This window comes from Treponema succinifaciens DSM 2489 (assembly GCF_000195275.1).
Taxonomy (GTDB): Bacteria; Spirochaetota; Spirochaetia; order Treponematales; family Treponemataceae; genus Treponema_D; species Treponema_D succinifaciens.
In genome coordinates, this window is the sequence record NC_015385.1 from 620,478 (window position 1) to 637,804 (window position 17,327).

Genomic DNA, 17,327 nt, shown 5'->3' on the forward strand with positions numbered 1-17,327 from the left:
ATGAAATGTGGAAAACATACAAAGTTTATACTTACTCCTGTTTCTGAAATACTAAAAGATTGTGTAAACGCAACAAAAGGTCTAAGTATGGGAGTTGAAACATATCCTCTTTGTGATTACATAATGCAAACAACATTTCTAAAAATGACAGGTGCTAGTGAACAGAAATTGAAATGTATTTTATGGGAAATTGCTACAAATGATTTTGAGTTTCGATATGATTTTTTAAAACCTCAAACAAGTTATGGAGAATATTCTCGACTAGAGGATAAAAATAAAGTATTTAGAGATTTGAAAAAGCAAGTAAAAAAAATGACTCCCGACCTGGATTGTTTTAAGAAAATTTATGATGATGATACTAAAACTGAAATTCAGAAAAAGGCAAGCCAAGATTTAATAGATTTGCTTGAGCACTCTGTTTTAGCTATATGGCAAGTAAAGCAATTTAATAATTTTAAAAAACATTCAAAAAAAATATTGGAAAATCATTTTTGCAATGTCTCAAAGGATGGAACTAATGTTTCGTTGATGGAAGAGGTCATAAATTATGATAAGATTATATGGAAACATAGAAACCGTTGTGCTCATAATTTAAAATCATATCAAGAAAATCTTCCAGATTTATCAAATTTAGTAAAAAAGGAATATGATTATGAGAACTATTTTTTTAGATTTTCAATTTTAGTTTTGATGGATGAAATTTTTATGAAGATTTACAAAGAGTATTTGAATTTACTTGAGATGAATATTTTATAAAGTAAATTTATGACAAACTTTTAATAATAAGTTAATTATAAACATGAGTTTGGATTTCGCATAAACTATAGAATTTTTTTATTGACGATTTTCAGTTTAAAAGAGATGATAAAAAAATGCTTCAAAAATATAACAGACAAAGTAAAAACATTATTTTGTCAATTTTAGATAAATGGAGTAAGCTAAGCCCTTTGTCCAGACATTTTGTCTGAAAAATAACGAATTTTATGCAGCCATCTTGTTGATGATTGCCGAAGGAAAACTTCCTTCCCTGTATACTTCGTCAGGAGTCTTGTAATCCAAGCCCTGATGAATTCTTTCATTGTTGAAGAACCTCACGAATTCTCCAAGCAGTTTTCGGAGTTCTTCTTCGGATCTGTAATCCCGGAGAAAAATCCATTCATATTTCAAAGTACGCCAGGTTCGCTCTACAAAGATGTTGTCCTTGCATCTTCCGATTCCGTCCATGCTGATTTCAACATTGTAGGATTTCAGAAGCCCGATGAACTCTCCGCTGGTATACTGGGAACCGCAGTCCGTGTTGAATACTGCCGGAACCCCGTATTTCTCAAAGGCTTCCCTCACGCATTCCAGGCAGAAATCTGTCCTCATGCTGTCCGAGAGCCGCCAGCTCAGAATCTTCCGGCTGTACAAATCAATCACGGCCGTAAAATACATCATGCCCCATGGAGTCTTGATGTAAGTGATGTCTGTCGCCATTACCTGGTTCGGGAACGCGATGAACTTGTTCCGCAAGAGGTACGGGAACTTTCCGTATGGCGCTTTTCCGCTTCTTGTGGTCTTGAAGACAGGCTTCTGGCCTTTGATTCCAAGTTCCTTGTACAGGTTGCGGATAAACTTTTCTCCAGCCCAGTCGTACCCGAGTCTTTTCAGATGCTTTGACATCTTTTTGTAACCATAGGTACTGTGAGTTGACCACTCATTGATTACAATTTTTGCACGATTGAGCCTTGTTTTGTTTTCCCCAGCCTTCTTTTTCTGTCGTTCTGCTTCAAATCTGCGGCGCTCATAGTAAGTTGCCCGTGGAAGTTTCAGTATCCGGCACTGTTCAAGTACAGACAGCCCGACTCCATTTTTGTCATGCATATCTTTTTGAACAAGCTGCCATGATGCTAGTCCAGATGAAGCTTTTTTTTTAGCAAGTCAACCTCGAGCTGTTTCTTTCCTAATGAGGCGAGCATTTCATCCTGCTTTGCCCGTAGCCTTTCATTCTCTTCACGGAGGGCTTTCTGTTCGTCTGTCTCAAGTTTTTCTTCCAGAAACTGCTCCATCCATTCAGACAGTGTGCTTGGTGCAATGCTGTACTTTGCAGCGACCTCCGCCTCTTTAGCTCTCTTTTTAAGAGCCTCTTTTGCGACTTCGAGTTTGAACTTGTCTGAAAAATCCTTTCTTTTTCTTCCCATGAATTTGTCCTACCTTGACCTTAGCACAAATTCGTTGTTTTTTCTCCTCCGTGTCTAAATCTGAGGCTTATTATAGAGGTAAAGATTGATAAAATATGACAGATTAAGAATTTACAGAGATGATTTGAATAGGGCGATTTTTGAAATTGATGGCTCAAAAACTTATTATATGAGTTCTTCATATAATAAGTTTATTATAATCAATGCTGACTATTTTGATAAACAGTGGAAAAAGAGTGAATTTGATATTCAAAAAGTTCTTGCAAATATTGAGGATAAGCACAATGATATAAAATATAAACGAGCTGAAATTGGATTCCAATCAGGCAGGGATAATCCTGTTCCGATTGTAAATGTTCAAATAATGATGGAAGATGAAATAAATATTATTCCAACTCTTGAAAACGGTTTAACAAGAACAAATTACTTATTAGCAAACAATGTTAAATATTTAGTTTTTGGAATAGATTCTAATGAATTTCTAAATGATACAGAATTCTATTTTCTTATTAAAAACAGCGACATAAAATAATTTTACTTTCGTTAAACTTATGACAAAATTCTTTTGAATTTTATTTTGAAGCTGATAAATGATATGATTTAATTGATAAGATGTAATAGGGAAAAATAAAAATATGTCATTAAAAAGAATTCCATTATGTATAAAGAATTTTATAAAAGTAACAAAAAAGAAGCATTTAGCTTTATTCGCATTTGATAGGATTTTAAAAGAAATTGAGTTTAATGATATATCAAAAAATTTTCCGAAAGACTATTTTTTTCGTGATTATGAACCTTTGTTTAAAGTTAAAAAGATTATAAGCAATAATCGTATTTGTTTTCTTACAAATAGACAAAAAGAAGATTTTTACGCATCCAAAATCTTGAAAAAACTTTTTGAAGAAAAAGAAATAGGACATTTTCAAATTCCTTTTTCTAAATTCTCGGGACTGACAAACTCTAAAGCAGACGGATTGACATCTTTTGAAAATTTCAAGATAGAACAATACGAGCAGTTTTTGGTTGATGGAAAAAATAATTATAAGGACTATTCTAGTATTCGATATGTTGTTTTTAACAGAGCCGCTAATGAAGGTGGGCAACCTATAAAAAGAGCATCAATATTGACTTGGTCAAATAAAATTTTTGCAGATAATTCTGATAGAAGTCATAGGTTTTCTCTTTTATGCAAGTTGGATGAAATAAATGGTTTCAATGATTCTGCAGAGTTTTCTGTAGCTGAACATTCAATAAATGAATTATATAAAAATATTTTTTTATCAAATTATTATGGATTCATAGTAAACTCTAAAACAGCATTGGATATTGTAAAAGAATATTCATATATAAAAGATTCATGTTGTCTTTCTTGTAAAGATCCAGTTTCTTCAGATGATGTATATATAATGGTGTTTCATAAAAATACTTTTAAAAATGAACAAAAAGTAATAAATATATTTTTAGAAAAAGAACATTCCATTTATCTGAATGATTTACTTAAAAAATATTGCAAAGCCCTTGAATGCCTATTTTGAAGGTCGTGGCGGGCAGAATTATTCAGTTGCTGTGTTTGACTACGGTGAATCATTCTGCATGGAAATCCCTTTCATAGTTCTTTTTGAAAGCAGAATGTACAAGTTTGATAATTGTTGTGATTAGGGAATAAAGTGCTCGTCAAAACAGATATGTTAGTTTCAGTTGGAATTGTTATAAGCATTTTTACATAGGCATTGCTGGAACAAGTAGCTCTTCTGAAAAATAATGTTCAGTGTAAAATTCATAAAGTTCTATCTTCTTTTTTATAAATGTGTTATATTTGTAGTAAATCTACAAAAAAAGGTGTTTTATGCTATTAAAATTCAGTTTAAGTAACTTTTTCTCGATAAAAGATGAAATTACTGTCGATTTTAGAACTGAAAATATTTCAACTAAAAGTGCAAAGGAACTTTCAGATAATATATTTATTTGCAATGGAAAAAAATATTTAAAAACTATCGGAATTTTCGGTCCAAACGCCTCTGGAAAATCCAGCATAATAAAAGCTCTTGCGTTTTGCTATCAAACAATCCTTTATTCTCATCTTAATAATAATGGTGCGGTTTTTAATTTTATGCCGTTTAAGTTTGACGGTTATCATGAAAAGTCAAGCAGTTTTTCTATCAGCTTTATTCAGAATGAAGTTGAGTATGAGTATTCATTCTCTCTTACTCGTGAAGAAATTGTTTCAGAAAGTTTGTATTATTATCCTGGAAAGCGAAAGGCAAAGATATTCACAAGAAATGAACAGGTTGGAAAAAGGAAAGATGAAATTTATAGTTTTGCCGAGGGTTACCTTATAAAACCGTTTGATGTTGCAAATAGCACTAGCCGTAATACTCTTTTTATAAGCCGGGCAAGTCAAATGGATAGGGAACTTGCAAAAGTGATTTATAATTTCTTTTTGAAGAATTCATTTATTGGTGTTCCAAAGATTAGTACAAATTATGCAGTTTCATTATTCAAGGAAAACAAGCAACTTTTATTAAAAGCCTTGCAGATGGCAGACAGCGACATCGTTGATATTTCCGTAAGGCAAGAAAAAATTAACGTTCCTATTCCGCCTGCGTATCTTCAGATTGGAACGGCGGCAATACCTAGCATTCCTGCTATGCAGCATGAAACGATAGTTAGATTTTTGACTGTACATAAAAAAAACAACAGTATTCATTTTGATCTTTTCTCAGAAGAATCAGACGGAACAATTCAGATTTTCTCGCTTCTTCTTGTTCTTCTTGATGTGTGCAAAAATGGAAAAAGCCTTATTGTAGATGAGTTTGATCAGAGCTTGCATAGTGAACTTGCGGAATTTATTGTCAATATGGTTCATGCCTCAAAAAATGCTCAACTTCTTTTTACAAGTCATAATACAAATCTAATCGATGTTAAAAAATTTAGGCGAGATCAGATTTGTTTTACAAATAAAAAGGAGGATGCATCAACTGATTTTTACTCGCTTTATGATTTTAAGGATTTCCGTGAAAATATGGATGCTGAAAAAGGATATTTGCAGGGGCGTTTCGATGCTGTTCCATATACAACTTCTTCTATTGATTCTATAAAGAAATTGTTTAGGGAATGATATGAAAAAAGAAAAATCACGTGGTTCTAGAAGAATGAAACAGGTAATCCTTGTTTTATGTGAAGGTGAAACGGAAGAATGTTATGTTGATATGCTCAGACAAAAATATCGATTGCCTATAAAAGTTATTTCAAAAATCGTAGGACAAAAGATAAATCAACGCCTTATTGATAGGCATAAAAAGGAACTTAGAATAAATGCTGCAGATAAAATTCAATGTTATCTTATGTATGATGCGGATGTAAAAAAAGTTGTTGATACAATAAAGCAATGTGACGCAACAAGTCTTTTAAGTAATCCTTGCATTGAAATCTGGTTTCTTGCACATATTGAGAAAATTAACAGCCAAATAATAGATGTAAATAAATGTCTTCAGAAATTGCAAATGCATTCAGAATGGAATACCTATATAAAAGGTTCTTTGTCATTGATACAGCAGGAAGTTCTTTGGAAAAATAGAAATGTTGCCAAAGATAATATCGTTTCCAATACAGAATCAGGAAAAGCGTTTTCAAACCTTTCTGTTTTTATTGACGAGTTAAATAAACAACAAGATTAGTAAACTCCTCCGATAAAACCAAAATCATATATCCCGCGCTTCCTCATACATCGCAAGGACATTCTCCCTCCAGGCATCAACTAATTTTTGCGGCGCAAGTGGAGTGACATACATTCCTTTTTCCAGAATCCAGTTCAGGACGGGGTAGTATTGGTTGCTTGTAAAAGTCATTATTGCTGTTCCGTCGCTCTGTTCCTCGAATTTCTGGTCGTCCGCCCATTTGTACATTCGGATGTAGTCGGTTTTTTCCTTGCGGATTTTCAGTTTGAAACTGTAGTTTTCTTTTCCGATGAATTTTCCGAAGCTGCCTTTGCTGTGCTTTTCAAATTCAAAGTCCGGCGGAAGAGTAAAAGTTTTGTCCAAAATTTTTGGATTCGTGATTGCAGGAAGATTATAGAGCCGAGTTTCCTTGTAGAATTTATTGTAGCAGTACAAGCTCCACATTCCCTGAAAGTAGACAAGCTGCCAAGGCTCGACGGTAACTTCATAACGCCTTCCGTTTTTATAATAGTCAAACTGGATGAGGCGGTTTTTCATCATGGCTTCTTCGATTATATTCCACAGATTGTCTTCAATTTTGAACGCGTTCATTTCAAGGAACACAATCAGTTTTTCAAGTTTTGCCACGTTCAGTTTTTCGTTTCCGTCAATCTCGTTTTCAAGGCTCTTGTAGACTTCAATTGCCTGGTTGTAGATGTGCGTATTCTTTTACACAATCAAGGATAATTGTGCAGAACTGATTCATAGGTCCAATTTCTAGTAGATTGCTAACCGAGTTTGCTATGCAAACATCACCGTGTCAAGCACTTTCCTTAGTGTACACTAAGGAAAAACAGAACTTATTCTTCCTCTTTCCCGACCATCTCCGCTTCTATTTCCTGTGCCACCGCTGCGCTGAAAATGCGGATTGTGCATTCTTCGTTTTCTTGTGGGCTGGGCGTGTGGAAATTTGGGGCGCTTAAAAAGTTCACGCTTCCGTACCAGAGAATTTTTTCGTCGATTATTGCAGTTTTTTGGGAAAGCTCATTCCGTTTTTCAACTTTTGCGCCTGCGTTTTCCAGCTGGAGAATCATGGCGTCCTGTTTTTTCCGGTTTTCTGCGGTTGCCGCGCGCTTTGTAAAAACAAGAACCCTTGCTCCGTCTGGAATATTTTTTAAAGCAAAATGAATGAAATTCTGCGTCTGCGTTTTTGTAAGATACGGCAAAAACAGTGTGACAGATTTTTTTGCGCAAGCGAGGTCATTTTCAAAATCTGTTTTATATTCGGCAAAAGAATATATTTTTGAACGCGCATTTTGCTGTTGACCAGCGCTTTTTTCATCATCTACTTTTACAGAATAGCCAAGCTGTCTGTAGCCTTTCAGTCTGTTCTGATACATCCTGTCAAAGACCGGAATTCTAAAATCCACGTAATCATAAATCTGAACCTCGTTTTTGCCTGCGAAATTTCTGTGAAGCCGTCCGCAGTATTGTGCAAGAGTTCCCTTCCAGCTGAACGGAAAAACAAGCATCAAAGTGTCTAGCCGCGGCTGGTCAAAACCTTCTCCTGCATATTTCCCTGTGGCAAGGACAATAAGGCTTTCTTCCTTTGGGATTGAATTGAGTTTTTCAAGCTGCGTTTTCTTCTGTTTTGAAGTTCCGCGTCCTGTAATCAGAATCACATTTTTTGCGGAATTTTTAAGGCGCTTTTCTAATGTTTCAAGATGTTCAATCCTGTCAGACAAGACCAGCGGAGTGCGTCCGTTTTTTACCGCATTTTTTACGTCTTCTGCAATCAGTTCGTTTCGAGCCTCGTTCTTTATAAGTTCTGCATAGTAGTTGTTGATTGAACGGTTTTTGTCTGTCGTGTTTGAGTCGGGGTTAAAATGAAAATTTGAAAATCGGGGAATAAAATAATGGTCGAAATTCTGCATTTTGTTCATCTGTTTTGAGCTTGTAGAAAACAAAATTTTTCCGCATTGATAAAAAATTATTTTCTGATGACCGTCGCGCCTTATTGGAGTTGCTGTCAAGCCGTAAACGTATTTTGCGCAAAAGCTAGAGACAAGATTTTCTGTGCTGAAAGCGGAAACGTGATGACATTCATCTATTATAACCATTCCGTATTTGTGAGTTCGCGGCTTTATTCTGTCAGAATTGTTTTCTGTCAGGGATTTTATTATTGCAATATCGACGATTCCTGTGGACTTGTCCTTTCTTGATGCGATTGTTCCGGGGTCGAAGTCTAAAAAAGTTTTGACGGATTTTTTCCATTGTTCTAAAAGTGCGTGGGTTTGAACAAGAATAAGAGTGTTTGTTTTCCGCCTGGCAATAAGGGCTGCCGCGGTGACTGTTTTTCCGAATCCTGTTCCTGCAGATAAAATCCCTGTGTCGTTTTTGAGCATTTCGGTTAAAGCCAGTTTCTGTTCATCGTAAAGCTCTGCCTTAAATGCCAAGTCGATTTTTGTTCCGCCCTCTCTTTTGTCCGCAATTTCGTATCCGGCATTTGCGGACTTTAAGGTTTCAAGCGTTTCGTCCAAAAGTCCGCGCGGCAAAAGCAGGCACTTCTCGTTTCCTTTGGAACAGTCGATGAACCTTGGAATATTATACAGCGGCAAATGAAGGCGAAGATTTTTATAGTATTCGGGATTTAGAAAAACCGCCGTCCGCCGTAAGATATACAGTGCTTTTTCGGAGATTCCGGCTTTTTGAATTTCAATGCGGTTTGTAAGGGTGATTTTTACCTTTTGCGAAAAATCTGATGAGTTAAGTTCTTCATTTTCTGTGTCTTTGCTTTTAAATGAATTAGAAAGTGGTTTTTTATTTTCAAATGGATTTTCTTCGTTGCAAAGCGGAATTGAGAATCCCAATTTTTTTTGAATCTGCTCTGAAATTTCAATTATTTCTTTTTCTGACAGTTTCTGGACCGAACTTAAATATTTCCACTGGTCGTCATAAGGCAAAAAATATTCATCGGTAAAAACAGAATGTTTTTCTTTAACGGCCCGGCCTTGAAGCGGAAGCGCAATAAGATTTCCGTAGCCGCCATTTGGAATTTCATCCTGGTTCGGGAACATCCGGTCAAAACTTTCAAAAGAAATCGAATGATTTTTCAGCATTGACGCTTGAAGAATCAAAGAGCCGAATTGTCTTGCCGTTTTAGCTTTTATTTTTTCGCTGAAGAAAATCCACAGATGAGCGCCGTTTCCAGAACGCGAAATTTCAACGGAATGAAAAATTGAATATTCACCGCAGGTTTTGAAGACTGCCCGAACATCGTTTTTCCATTTCTCAGAATTGCTGTTGTCATTAGCTGCATCGTCAGATTTTTCTGTATTCTCAAAGTTTTTTTTGTGCGAGTCAAAGTCGAACGCAAGAAAGTTGCAGCAGTTGTCCAAAAGAAGCGGATAAATTCCAATCACGTCGCGGCAGTATAAATCTTTTCCGGCAAGATGATTGTAAATTCTTGAATCGGACAGGCTTTCCGGAAACTTAAAGGGGCAGGCGGCGCACGAATATTTTTTCAAGTCGCATTTTCCCGAAAGCCATTTGTTTTTGCATACCGGCGAATATCCGCTTTTATTTGATTTTTCGTTGTGCCAGCGCAGGGCAAAAACATCAGTCCGCCCTGAAAAAAGTGATTTAAAAAGCGCGATTTTTTCTTCCGGGGAACTAAAACGGTTTATGGCATTGGTGTATGCAGAAATTTCCGCAGCAGGAACTTCCGCATTCATGGCTTTAGGATTTTCTAACAGATTTTCTTGTTTGTTGTTCTGTCCAAAAGCTTCCGCCTGATAGATTTTTTTCTGAATAAAATCACCAGCTTCCCGATTCGTTTCTGAAAAACCGAAAATCAGCTCCACAAGCTCATCTTTTGAAAGCGAAAGAAGAAAATCCCTTTTTGTCATAATTTTTATTCGGTTTATTGTATGTTAAAAATAACAAAGTTTGAAGCGGGGAAGAGTGGGGGCACTTAAAAATCCCATAAAAAATAAAGTAACTATATTTCAAAATTTAGTTACTTTATTTTAAAATATAGTTACTATATTTATCTGACAGACTGGGTATGTTTATCGGTAAGTTCTCTGTTTGTAGCTGCATAAAAATTATTCAGCTTGCTTTGTTTTACAGGCTAAAATCATGCTATACTATAATAGAAAAATCTAAGCATATAAAAAGAAAACAAACATTCTGGAGTAAAATTTTGACAAGCGATCAGATGATAAATAAAGTCCAAAGTTTTTCTTGACCCGCTGTTTCTTGAGATTGCCGATGAGGAACACTCAAAGACAGAGCAAAGGTATCAGGGCTTCGGAAACATCAACGGAATAGCCGTAGTCACGGTGTTTTATACGGAACGGTGTTCAGACGGAAAGGAACGGCACCGCTTGATTTCAGCAAGAGGACTTGATCCGCAGGAAAAGAAAGCGTATGACGAATTTATCAAATCTTACACAGGAACAAATTGACGAGCTGAAAAATCTCGGAAATGCCCCTGTTGACTATTCTGACATTCCAAAGACAACTGATTTCTCAAAAGCTAAATTCAAATACTATAAGATTGAGCCTATAAAACAGACAGTCACAATGAGGCTTGACGCGGATTTGGTTGCAGTTCTAAAGAGTTTCGGAAAAGGCTATCAGTCAAAGACAAATGAAATTCTTCGTTCCGTTGTGATGGAACACAAAATGCCTGTGCTGGATTTTACTGACTAAAAAATCCGCCGGGGAGGGGGCGGACTTGCAGAAGGATCTATATTAACCGTAAACGGGGCAATTTTCATCAAGTAATTTTTGCAAAAGTGGATTATTAGCCTTTGCCTTTACATCCAATTTTGAAATAAGTTCACCGTCAGAAACTGGCTCACCCCTACCCTTCTTTTCCCAAGCTTGGTTTGTAGAAGCGGAAGAAGTTGTTTTAAAAACAGTATCCCTATTATTAGCTAAACTGAAATTAGAACTAGATGCACCATAAACTCTTTTTGTTGCATTTCCAACTTCAATATTTTTCAATAAAGTTTTATCAACACCTGAAAAATCAAGAGTATTAGCAGTATAAATACCTTCATAAGAACCTTCCTTTAAACCTCTTACTATAACTTTTGCACCCACTGCAGTTATTTCGGATTTAGGACCAACAACAGCAAAATCTATTATACCAGCATCTCCGCCTAGTATAAGCTTCAAACCAGAAACATCACCAGAGAAACGAACATTAGAAGGAGTCAAATCTGTATCTACATCGGAGGTTACATTTCCAGAAATATTAACATTTTGAATTTCATTTGTTAATTTTTCAGCCATTAAAAGAGCGGTATTGATGTCAATACCATAAGCATTCTTATTATAATTACCATTTTTATCATACATATAACCGCCATTCAAAGCATCCTTAGCGTTAAAAGGAGCAGATGAAGATTTTACCAAAATTTTATCACTCGCACCGTTCCTGTAGTAATTTTCAAAAATTTTGTCTACACCAGTACCATAAAAATTTTCAGTATCGTTCAAGAAAACAAATTTAAAATTCAAGATTGGAAGATCTGAATCCTTTGTTAATCTTGACATCAATGAATTATCGGATAATCCATTCATTGTTTCAGTATACACATATCCAGTTAGAGTTGCGGAATTAACATCATCAGATGTTATTTTTACATTTGGATTTTCAAGGATTATACCACCCTTGTACGCTTCAGTCATACTATGTTCGTTACCAAAGGTAACCTTTACATTATTAACATTTTGCCAAATTTAAATGCCTGTTGAACAAGACTTCCACTTTCACCGTTGTATATAGGTTTTGTAATAAATTCAACATCAGCAATTTTTATTGTTTCAGTCAAATTTTCATCAGTAATTATGTTTTCTGATTTGGAAATTCCCTTCTTTGATGCATATTCACTTCTGCTTTCAATTTCATCGGTTGTATTTGCAAATGATTTGTTTGAAAAATCAAGTGTGTAATTTACATCAGTGTCCGTAAAAGACAAGTTTTCACCCAATATTTTTTTTGCATACACAAGTTTTGCGGCATCTACAGTTCCGTCAGTCGCCTTGAAGATATATTTTTTTGTCGGATTTAGTTTGCTCATGTCGGTGTCGCTGTCAATTTCAGTTACGCCTTCAGAATCATCAGGAGTGTCGGGTTTAGGCTCGGCAGGCTCTGTTTTTCCTGAATCATCACCGTTGTCGTCTGTGCTGTCATCGTTGTCGGAATTGTCCGGTGCAGGTTCGGCTGGAGCTACAATTGTGTCGCTTGAGTCGGATGAACTTCCGCCTGAGCCTGAGTCCATGCAGCATGGAAAAAGCAGAATAAGCGCGAAGAGCGCGGCGGTGAGTCTTGCGGTGTTCTTTTTGCTGGTTGCCTGTTTCATGATTTTCTCCTGTGAATAAGTTGATAAGGAAATGCATTGTTTTATAGAGTTATTTCTGTTTACTATAAAGTAATTTTATTACTCTATCAAGTAATTATTATTCTGTATAGAGAATCGTTTTATGCTCTAAAGAATAATATCATTTTTGCATGACAAACGAGGAAATTCACAGATATGTAATCGAGAAGATAAGGCTTGCGCGCATTTCAAAGGGACTTTCGCAGCTGGAAGTCTGCACGCGCGGAAATTTCTCGCAGAGTTTTTACACGCACGTGGAGTCCGGCAGAAACCAGCCGTCGCTCATGACCATAATCAGAATCGCAGAGGTTCTTGAGACGAATCCGCGTGAATTCTTCCCCGAGTCAGAAATAAAGTCAAAGTCCGAAATCAAAAAGGAAATCGCCGCGCTGCTTGAGGCGCTGTAAATCCGTTCAATTATGTTTTTCCAGAACCCATTTCCAGGCGGGAAGAATTTTAATCTGCGTGCCTTTGTATTCGGCAGTTTCCTCCGCATCCTTTGAAATCACAAGGCAGTTTTTCAGCTCGTAGCGTCTGTCCAATGAATGCAGGGCGGAAAATTCGCGTTTTCTTGTCTCGTCATCGAAAATGCTGTAGCAGACCTGAATAGCGGTTTTTTCTTCCGGCAGAACAAAATCAACCTCGCAGTCGGCAGAGCGGTAAAAGCAGAATTCGGTTTCGCTCCTCAAAAGCGTTACCGCCACAAGATTTTCCAGAAGTGAAGTGTTCGGGTCGGTCAGAAAGAGGTTCAGAATTCCGTTGTCTGTTATGTAATATTTTTTGACGGATTCACGCTTCGAAAGCTTTGCTGAAAGATTTTCCGCATGAAAGACAAGCCACGCTTCTTCCGCATAGTTCAGATATTCCGCGACCGTTTCCGCCTTGACCTTTGTTCCGCACGACGAGACGATGTTCGCAAGCCTTGTGTACGATGAGGGCTGCTTTACGCTTTCCGCGATTTTTTTTATCAGAAGCTTGACGGCTCTCTCGTTCCTGATTTTGTAGCGCGAAATCAAATCGCCGAAATAGATTTTGTTGTAAAGGTTGCTGAGCCAAAGCCGCTTTTCCGCTCCCTGCGCATAGTGAAGCTCAGGAAGTCCGCCGTTGTAAAAATACGTCTCGAATTCTCGCACGATTTCATTTTTGCTGCGGATAAGGGAAACCGGATCCGTGCTGATTCCGTTCAGGGAAAGATGCTCTGCGAACGAAAACGGAAAAACGTTCTGAACAAGAAATCTTCCGCCAAGAACGGTTGCCATTTCCTTGGAAAGCATTTTGGCATTGCTTCCGGTGATGAAAACCGAATATTTGTTGTCCGCCAGCCGGCGTGCGAATTTTTCCCAGCCCACGACATTCTGAATCTCGTCAAGAAAAACAAAAGGCTTGTGGTTGAACATCTCGCCGTAGCACTGCAGAAGCAGGTCAAGGTCGGCAAGTTCAATTCCGTCAAGGCGGTCGTCCTCAAAGTTGAAGTAAAGAATTTCCTCTATTTTATGCCCCTCTGCCAGCAGGTCATGAATGCACTGGAACAGATAAAATGACTTGCCGGCGCGCCGTATTCCCACAAAAATATAGTTGAAGTTCAGCTGGATTTTTATGCTGCGGCGAAACAGATGCACAGACTGCACGAACCTCTGATTTTCGAGAATCACTTCTTTCACTTTGTCCTTATTTATGCTCATGCGGTAATTATATTGTTCAAAAAAGGAAAAATCAAGAATAATTCACCTTATAAGGTGGTAAATTTATTGTATTTAACACTGTATAGGGTGAAAAATCACTAAAAACAGGCAGGACGAGATAAATTTGTAAAGAATTCCGCCTTACAATCTATGCGCCAAAAGCGGGTAAATCCTTTAATCCAAAATTTTGAGGAACACGGCGCAGCTTTCAAGTTCGGTGAATCCGGTTTTCCTGTAGAAGCTGTATGCCGGAATTCCGTGTTCCGTCTGAAGATAAATTGCGCCTATGTTTTTCTTTTTGAGCGAATCTTCAATTCCTTTCATAAACAGTTTTCCTTTTCCCTGAGCTTCCCTGCATATAAAAAAATCATCGAGAATGTATTCGGTTCCGCTCCACCAGTGCCGAATGCAGCCTATTGCGGCTCCGCAAAGTTTTCCGTCTATAAAAAATCCGAAGACAAGCGAGCCTCTCCGCCGGGTCATGTCGCAGATATATTCGTGAAGCTGAAGCGGGTCGTTCCATCCGTCATTCCACGGCGGTGAATTGAAAACGTCACGGAACATAGTTTCAATTTGCGAAAAATAAGAATCGTCAAGTTCGCGGATTTCACACATAAAGTCCTCCTGAAATTATATCAAAAATATCAGTGTCCGTGCAGAATTTATTTTCCTAAACCTGACACGACGCTGTCATGTTAATATGCTATAATCAGCCATGCACTTTTCAGAAGCAAAAGGAATTCTTTCGGCGCGGGGAGGAATGAACATTTACCGCGGCTGCACGCACGGCTGCATTTACTGCGATTCAAGAAGCCGCTGCTACCAGATAAACCACGATTTTGAGGACATCGAGGTAAAGAGGAACGCGCCGGAACTTTTGGAGCAAAAGCTTTCTTCCAAGCGCAAAAAGTGCATGATTGGAACAGGCGCGATGTGCGACCCATACATGCACTGCGAGGCGGAGCTTGGCCTTATGCACCGCTGCCTTGAAATAATCAAAAGGCGCGGATTCGGAGTTACCGTGCACACAAAAAGCGACCTGATTCTGCGCGACATCAATATAATAGAAGAAATCAACGCAAAATCAAAAGCCGTTGTCCAGATGACGCTTACGACCGCGGACAAAAATCTTTGCCGGGTCATTGAGCCTGCGGTCTGCACAACGGACGGGCGCGCAAAAGTTCTTGCCGAATGCAGAAAACGAAAAATTCCTACAGTCGTGTGGCTTTCGCCGTTCCTTCCGTTCATAAACGACACCGAGCAGAATGTCCGCCGCCTTATGGAAATCTGCGTTCAGGAAAAAGTGCGCGGAATAATCTGCTTTAAAATCGGGCTTACACTGCGCGAAGGAAACCGCGAATATTTTTACAGCAAGCTGGACCAGCATTTTCCCGGGTTAAAAGAAAAATACATCCGCACCTATGGAAACGCTTACGAAGTTACAAGCCCGGACAACGACCGCCTGCTGCAGATAATCAGAACCGAATGTGAAAAAAATGGAATAGAGTGGCGTCTGGAAAAAGTGTTTGAATACCTGAACACGTTCCCGGAAGAAAAACAGGCCGCCACGCAGGGAATGCTGGAGTTTTAGAAAAACTTTCGGATTTTATGTTCATAAAAAGTTCCTGGTAATTCCTACGCATTTTTGTTTTTACGCTGATTGAATTGCGGACACAAACTTTATAGAATTGCCTTATGATTTTGAATATTTTGGCTGTTGCGGCGGGCGGAGCGGCGGGAAGCGTTTTGCGCTATCTTTTTACGCTGATTCCGGTGAAGAGCGTTTTTCCGTTTCAGACTTTTGTTGTGAATATGCTTGGTTGCTTTGCGATTGGTGCTGTTACAACACTGGCTTCTTTGGCGGCGCAAAAGGTTTCTTTTAGGTTCAGTCCGCTTGTTGTGCTTTTTCTTAAGACTGGCGTTTGCGGCGGATTCACGACTTTTTCTACGTTTGCGTTGGAAAGTGCGAATTTTGTTTCGGAGAAGAACTTTTTTATAGCGGCACTTTACGCTTTTTCAAGTTTGATTTTGGGAATTCTGTGCGTGATTGCCGGGCAAAATTGTATCCGGTAGGCAGGTAAATTTTAAAATGCGGCAGGGATTGGAAGGGTGAGCGCATTTTGAAAAAATGCGTGAAAACAAACGCGGAGCGTTTGGTCGGAGGCGGAAGCCGAAGCCCTGGAAAGCCCGGTTTTTGGCAGTTTGCGAAAGCGAACGGACAAAAAGCCGCCCTTAATATTATAATTTGCATTTCGGTTGACAAGATTTACTTAAAAGAATACTTTTTATACTGATTTTTATTCAATTTTTTGCTTAAGGAAGAATCGTTTATGCCTGACGGTAGTTCCGGTAACCCGGCTTCTGGTCAAAGTTTGAATGCAGCTCCTCCCCCGGTGAATCTCTAAATCATTCTTTGGCCATAAATTTCTCATCTTATGGAGTTTTCTATGGCAGATTTTAACGCTACTTTTCAAAAGACGCTGGACATTTTGCTTGAAGAAAAAAAATATTCTTCGGCAAAAGATATTCTTTCTACTATGGCGCCGGAAGATGTCGCTGCGGTTCTTCAGGAACTTGATGAAAAACCGGCCGCCCTGCTGTTCCGCCTTCTTCCTAAAAAAATTGCGGCGGAAGCCTTTGTTGAGATGGAAAGCGATTTTCAGGAAAAACTGATTAAAGGCTTTTCTGACAAGGAGCTTACCGCCATTCTGGACGAAATGTATGTGAACGATGCCGCTGACATTGTTGAAGAAATGCCTGCAAACGTTGTGAACAGGATTCTTTTTGACGATTTGATGAAGACAAACGTTATTTCTGTAGATACGCATACCGACCAGGAGGAGGTTGTTCAGATATTTTCAAAGTACAACTTTATGGCTTTGCCTGTTGTTGACAAAGAGCAGAATATGGTCGGAATCATTTCTTTTGACGATGCAATCGACGTGATGGAAGACGAAACCACAGAAGACATTGAGAGTTTTGATCAAAAAGTCAGTAAGTTTTTAAAAATTCTCACTGACTTTTAAAAAATTCTCAGTGAGAATTTTAGCTTCTACCTTAGGAAATATTTTTCTCGCTTTTCTCCCGATTTCGTGAGATTTTATTTAAAATTTAAGAGAAACATGGTATAATCCCCTTGTTGGAGAATCAGAATGGCGGAAGTACCTGTAAAAGACAAAATTGAATATACCGTTGCTCTCGTAAGCGATTTCGCAAAAAAATATTCGCTTTCCAACACACAGGCATTCAACTACCTAGATCGATTTAATGCCATTACGCTTTTGGAACAGCACTACAATATAGCCCACACCCTTGCATATTCGGAAATGGTAGATACATTAGCTTCTTATTGCAAAGACCATGGAGGAAATGTCTGATGTTTTTGTATCATGGTTCAAATGCTTGTAAACAAAG

Annotated in this window: 20 protein-coding genes; 12 read left to right on the forward strand and 8 right to left on the reverse strand. The window is 38.0% G+C overall.

The annotated features are described in order from the left end of the window. Nucleotides 1–756: a hypothetical protein gene (locus TRESU_RS02865; RefSeq protein ID WP_013700811.1), complete on the forward strand. Its 756-nt coding sequence runs from the start codon at nucleotides 1–3 to the stop codon at nucleotides 754–756. 225 nt (nucleotides 757–981) lie between these two features. Here the strand turns inward: TRESU_RS02865 and TRESU_RS02870 are convergent, their stop codons facing one another. Both TRESU_RS02870 and TRESU_RS15440 read right to left on the reverse strand, forming a co-directional pair. Then, on the reverse strand, nucleotides 982–1,863 hold the full coding sequence (locus tag TRESU_RS02870) for an IS3 family transposase (RefSeq protein WP_013702715.1): 882 nt from the start codon (nucleotides 1,861–1,863) through the stop codon (nucleotides 982–984). A 26-nt stretch (nucleotides 1,864–1,889) separates the two neighbouring features. Next, the gene (locus tag TRESU_RS15440; RefSeq protein WP_041611913.1) at nucleotides 1,890–2,180 is read right to left on the reverse strand and encodes a transposase; all 291 of its coding nucleotides are present in this window, start codon (nucleotides 2,178–2,180) and stop codon (nucleotides 1,890–1,892) included. Nucleotides 2,181–2,265: 85 nt separating this feature from the next. Here TRESU_RS15440 and TRESU_RS02880 point away from each other — a divergent pair, with 85 nt between their 5' ends. From TRESU_RS02880 to TRESU_RS02895, 4 genes are all read left to right on the forward strand, one after another. Then, nucleotides 2,266–2,712 (forward strand): plasmid fertility inhibition factor family protein, encoded by a 447-nt coding sequence (locus tag TRESU_RS02880; RefSeq protein WP_013700813.1) that lies wholly within the window; start codon nucleotides 2,266–2,268, stop codon nucleotides 2,710–2,712. A 103-nt stretch (nucleotides 2,713–2,815) separates the two neighbouring features. After that, nucleotides 2,816–3,715: a hypothetical protein gene (locus TRESU_RS02885; protein WP_013700814.1), complete on the forward strand. Its 900-nt coding sequence runs from the start codon at nucleotides 2,816–2,818 to the stop codon at nucleotides 3,713–3,715. Nucleotides 3,716–4,026: 311 nt separating this feature from the next. Next, a complete protein-coding gene (locus TRESU_RS02890; protein ID WP_013700816.1) occupies nucleotides 4,027–5,298 on the forward strand; it encodes an AAA family ATPase in 1,272 nt (423 codons plus the stop codon). 1 nt (nucleotide 5,299) lies between these two features. Next, nucleotides 5,300–5,857, forward strand: a complete 558-nt coding sequence (locus TRESU_RS02895) for an RloB family protein (protein WP_013700817.1) — start codon at nucleotides 5,300–5,302, stop codon at nucleotides 5,855–5,857. A 24-nt stretch (nucleotides 5,858–5,881) separates the two neighbouring features. Here the strand turns inward: TRESU_RS02895 and TRESU_RS02900 are convergent, their stop codons facing one another. Together TRESU_RS02900 and TRESU_RS02905 are read right to left on the reverse strand one after the other, a co-directional pair. Next, complete coding sequence (locus tag TRESU_RS02900; RefSeq protein ID WP_052299492.1) at nucleotides 5,882–6,484, reverse strand: helix-turn-helix transcriptional regulator; 603 nt, start codon at nucleotides 6,482–6,484, stop codon at nucleotides 5,882–5,884. Nucleotides 6,485–6,696: 212 nt separating this feature from the next. Further along, nucleotides 6,697–9,744 (reverse strand): TOTE conflict system archaeo-eukaryotic primase domain-containing protein, encoded by a 3,048-nt coding sequence (locus tag TRESU_RS02905; protein WP_013700818.1) that lies wholly within the window; start codon nucleotides 9,742–9,744, stop codon nucleotides 6,697–6,699. A gap of 318 nt (nucleotides 9,745–10,062) precedes the next feature. Between TRESU_RS02905 and TRESU_RS14600 the strand changes: the two genes are divergently transcribed. Both TRESU_RS14600 and TRESU_RS02910 read left to right on the forward strand, forming a co-directional pair. After that, a complete protein-coding gene (locus TRESU_RS14600) occupies nucleotides 10,063–10,305 on the forward strand; it encodes a BrnT family toxin (protein WP_081454746.1) in 243 nt (80 codons plus the stop codon). Continuing rightward, a complete protein-coding gene (locus TRESU_RS02910) occupies nucleotides 10,268–10,552 on the forward strand; it encodes a BrnA antitoxin family protein (RefSeq protein WP_013700819.1) in 285 nt (94 codons plus the stop codon). Before TRESU_RS14600 ends, TRESU_RS02910 begins: the two co-directional genes overlap by 38 nt. A 42-nt stretch (nucleotides 10,553–10,594) precedes the next feature. Here TRESU_RS02910 and TRESU_RS02915 read toward each other — a convergent pair whose 3' ends face one another. Continuing rightward, nucleotides 10,595–11,539 carry a hypothetical protein gene (locus TRESU_RS02915; protein ID WP_013700820.1) on the reverse strand — a complete coding sequence of 315 codons (945 nt, stop codon included), beginning with the start codon at nucleotides 11,537–11,539 and terminating at the stop codon, nucleotides 10,595–10,597. 26 nt (nucleotides 11,540–11,565) lie between these two features. Further along, nucleotides 11,566–12,213, reverse strand: a complete 648-nt coding sequence (locus TRESU_RS02920; protein WP_013700821.1) for a hypothetical protein — start codon at nucleotides 12,211–12,213, stop codon at nucleotides 11,566–11,568. A gap of 149 nt (nucleotides 12,214–12,362) precedes the next feature. Here TRESU_RS02920 and TRESU_RS02925 point away from each other — a divergent pair, with 149 nt between their 5' ends. Beyond that, entirely contained in the window at nucleotides 12,363–12,638 is a 276-nt protein-coding gene (locus tag TRESU_RS02925) for a helix-turn-helix domain-containing protein (protein ID WP_013700822.1), read from the forward strand. A gap of 6 nt (nucleotides 12,639–12,644) precedes the next feature. On the opposite strand, the gene TRESU_RS02930 is transcribed toward TRESU_RS02925, so the two are convergent. Both TRESU_RS02930 and TRESU_RS02935 read right to left on the reverse strand, forming a co-directional pair. Further along, nucleotides 12,645–13,913 (reverse strand): ATP-binding protein, encoded by a 1,269-nt coding sequence (locus TRESU_RS02930; protein WP_013700823.1) that lies wholly within the window; start codon nucleotides 13,911–13,913, stop codon nucleotides 12,645–12,647. A gap of 174 nt (nucleotides 13,914–14,087) precedes the next feature. Then, entirely contained in the window at nucleotides 14,088–14,528 is a 441-nt protein-coding gene (locus TRESU_RS02935) for a GNAT family N-acetyltransferase (RefSeq protein ID WP_013700824.1), read from the reverse strand. Nucleotides 14,529–14,628: 100 nt separating this feature from the next. Between TRESU_RS02935 and TRESU_RS02940 the strand changes: the two genes are divergently transcribed. The 4 genes from TRESU_RS02940 to TRESU_RS02955 all read left to right on the forward strand — a co-directional run bounded on the left by TRESU_RS02940 (nucleotide 14,629) and on the right by TRESU_RS02955 (nucleotide 17,290). Beyond that, the gene (locus TRESU_RS02940) at nucleotides 14,629–15,504 is read left to right on the forward strand and encodes an SPL family radical SAM protein (protein ID WP_013700825.1); all 876 of its coding nucleotides are present in this window, start codon (nucleotides 14,629–14,631) and stop codon (nucleotides 15,502–15,504) included. 104 nt (nucleotides 15,505–15,608) lie between these two features. Then, a complete protein-coding gene (gene crcB / locus TRESU_RS02945; protein WP_013700826.1) occupies nucleotides 15,609–15,986 on the forward strand; it encodes a fluoride efflux transporter CrcB in 378 nt (125 codons plus the stop codon). A gap of 374 nt (nucleotides 15,987–16,360) precedes the next feature. Beyond that, the gene (locus TRESU_RS02950; protein ID WP_013700827.1) at nucleotides 16,361–16,939 is read left to right on the forward strand and encodes a magnesium transporter MgtE N-terminal domain-containing protein; all 579 of its coding nucleotides are present in this window, start codon (nucleotides 16,361–16,363) and stop codon (nucleotides 16,937–16,939) included. Nucleotides 16,940–17,065: 126 nt separating this feature from the next. Further along, nucleotides 17,066–17,290 (forward strand): DUF3791 domain-containing protein, encoded by a 225-nt coding sequence (locus tag TRESU_RS02955; RefSeq protein WP_013700828.1) that lies wholly within the window; start codon nucleotides 17,066–17,068, stop codon nucleotides 17,288–17,290. The last annotated feature ends 37 nt before the right edge of the window (nucleotides 17,291–17,327 follow it).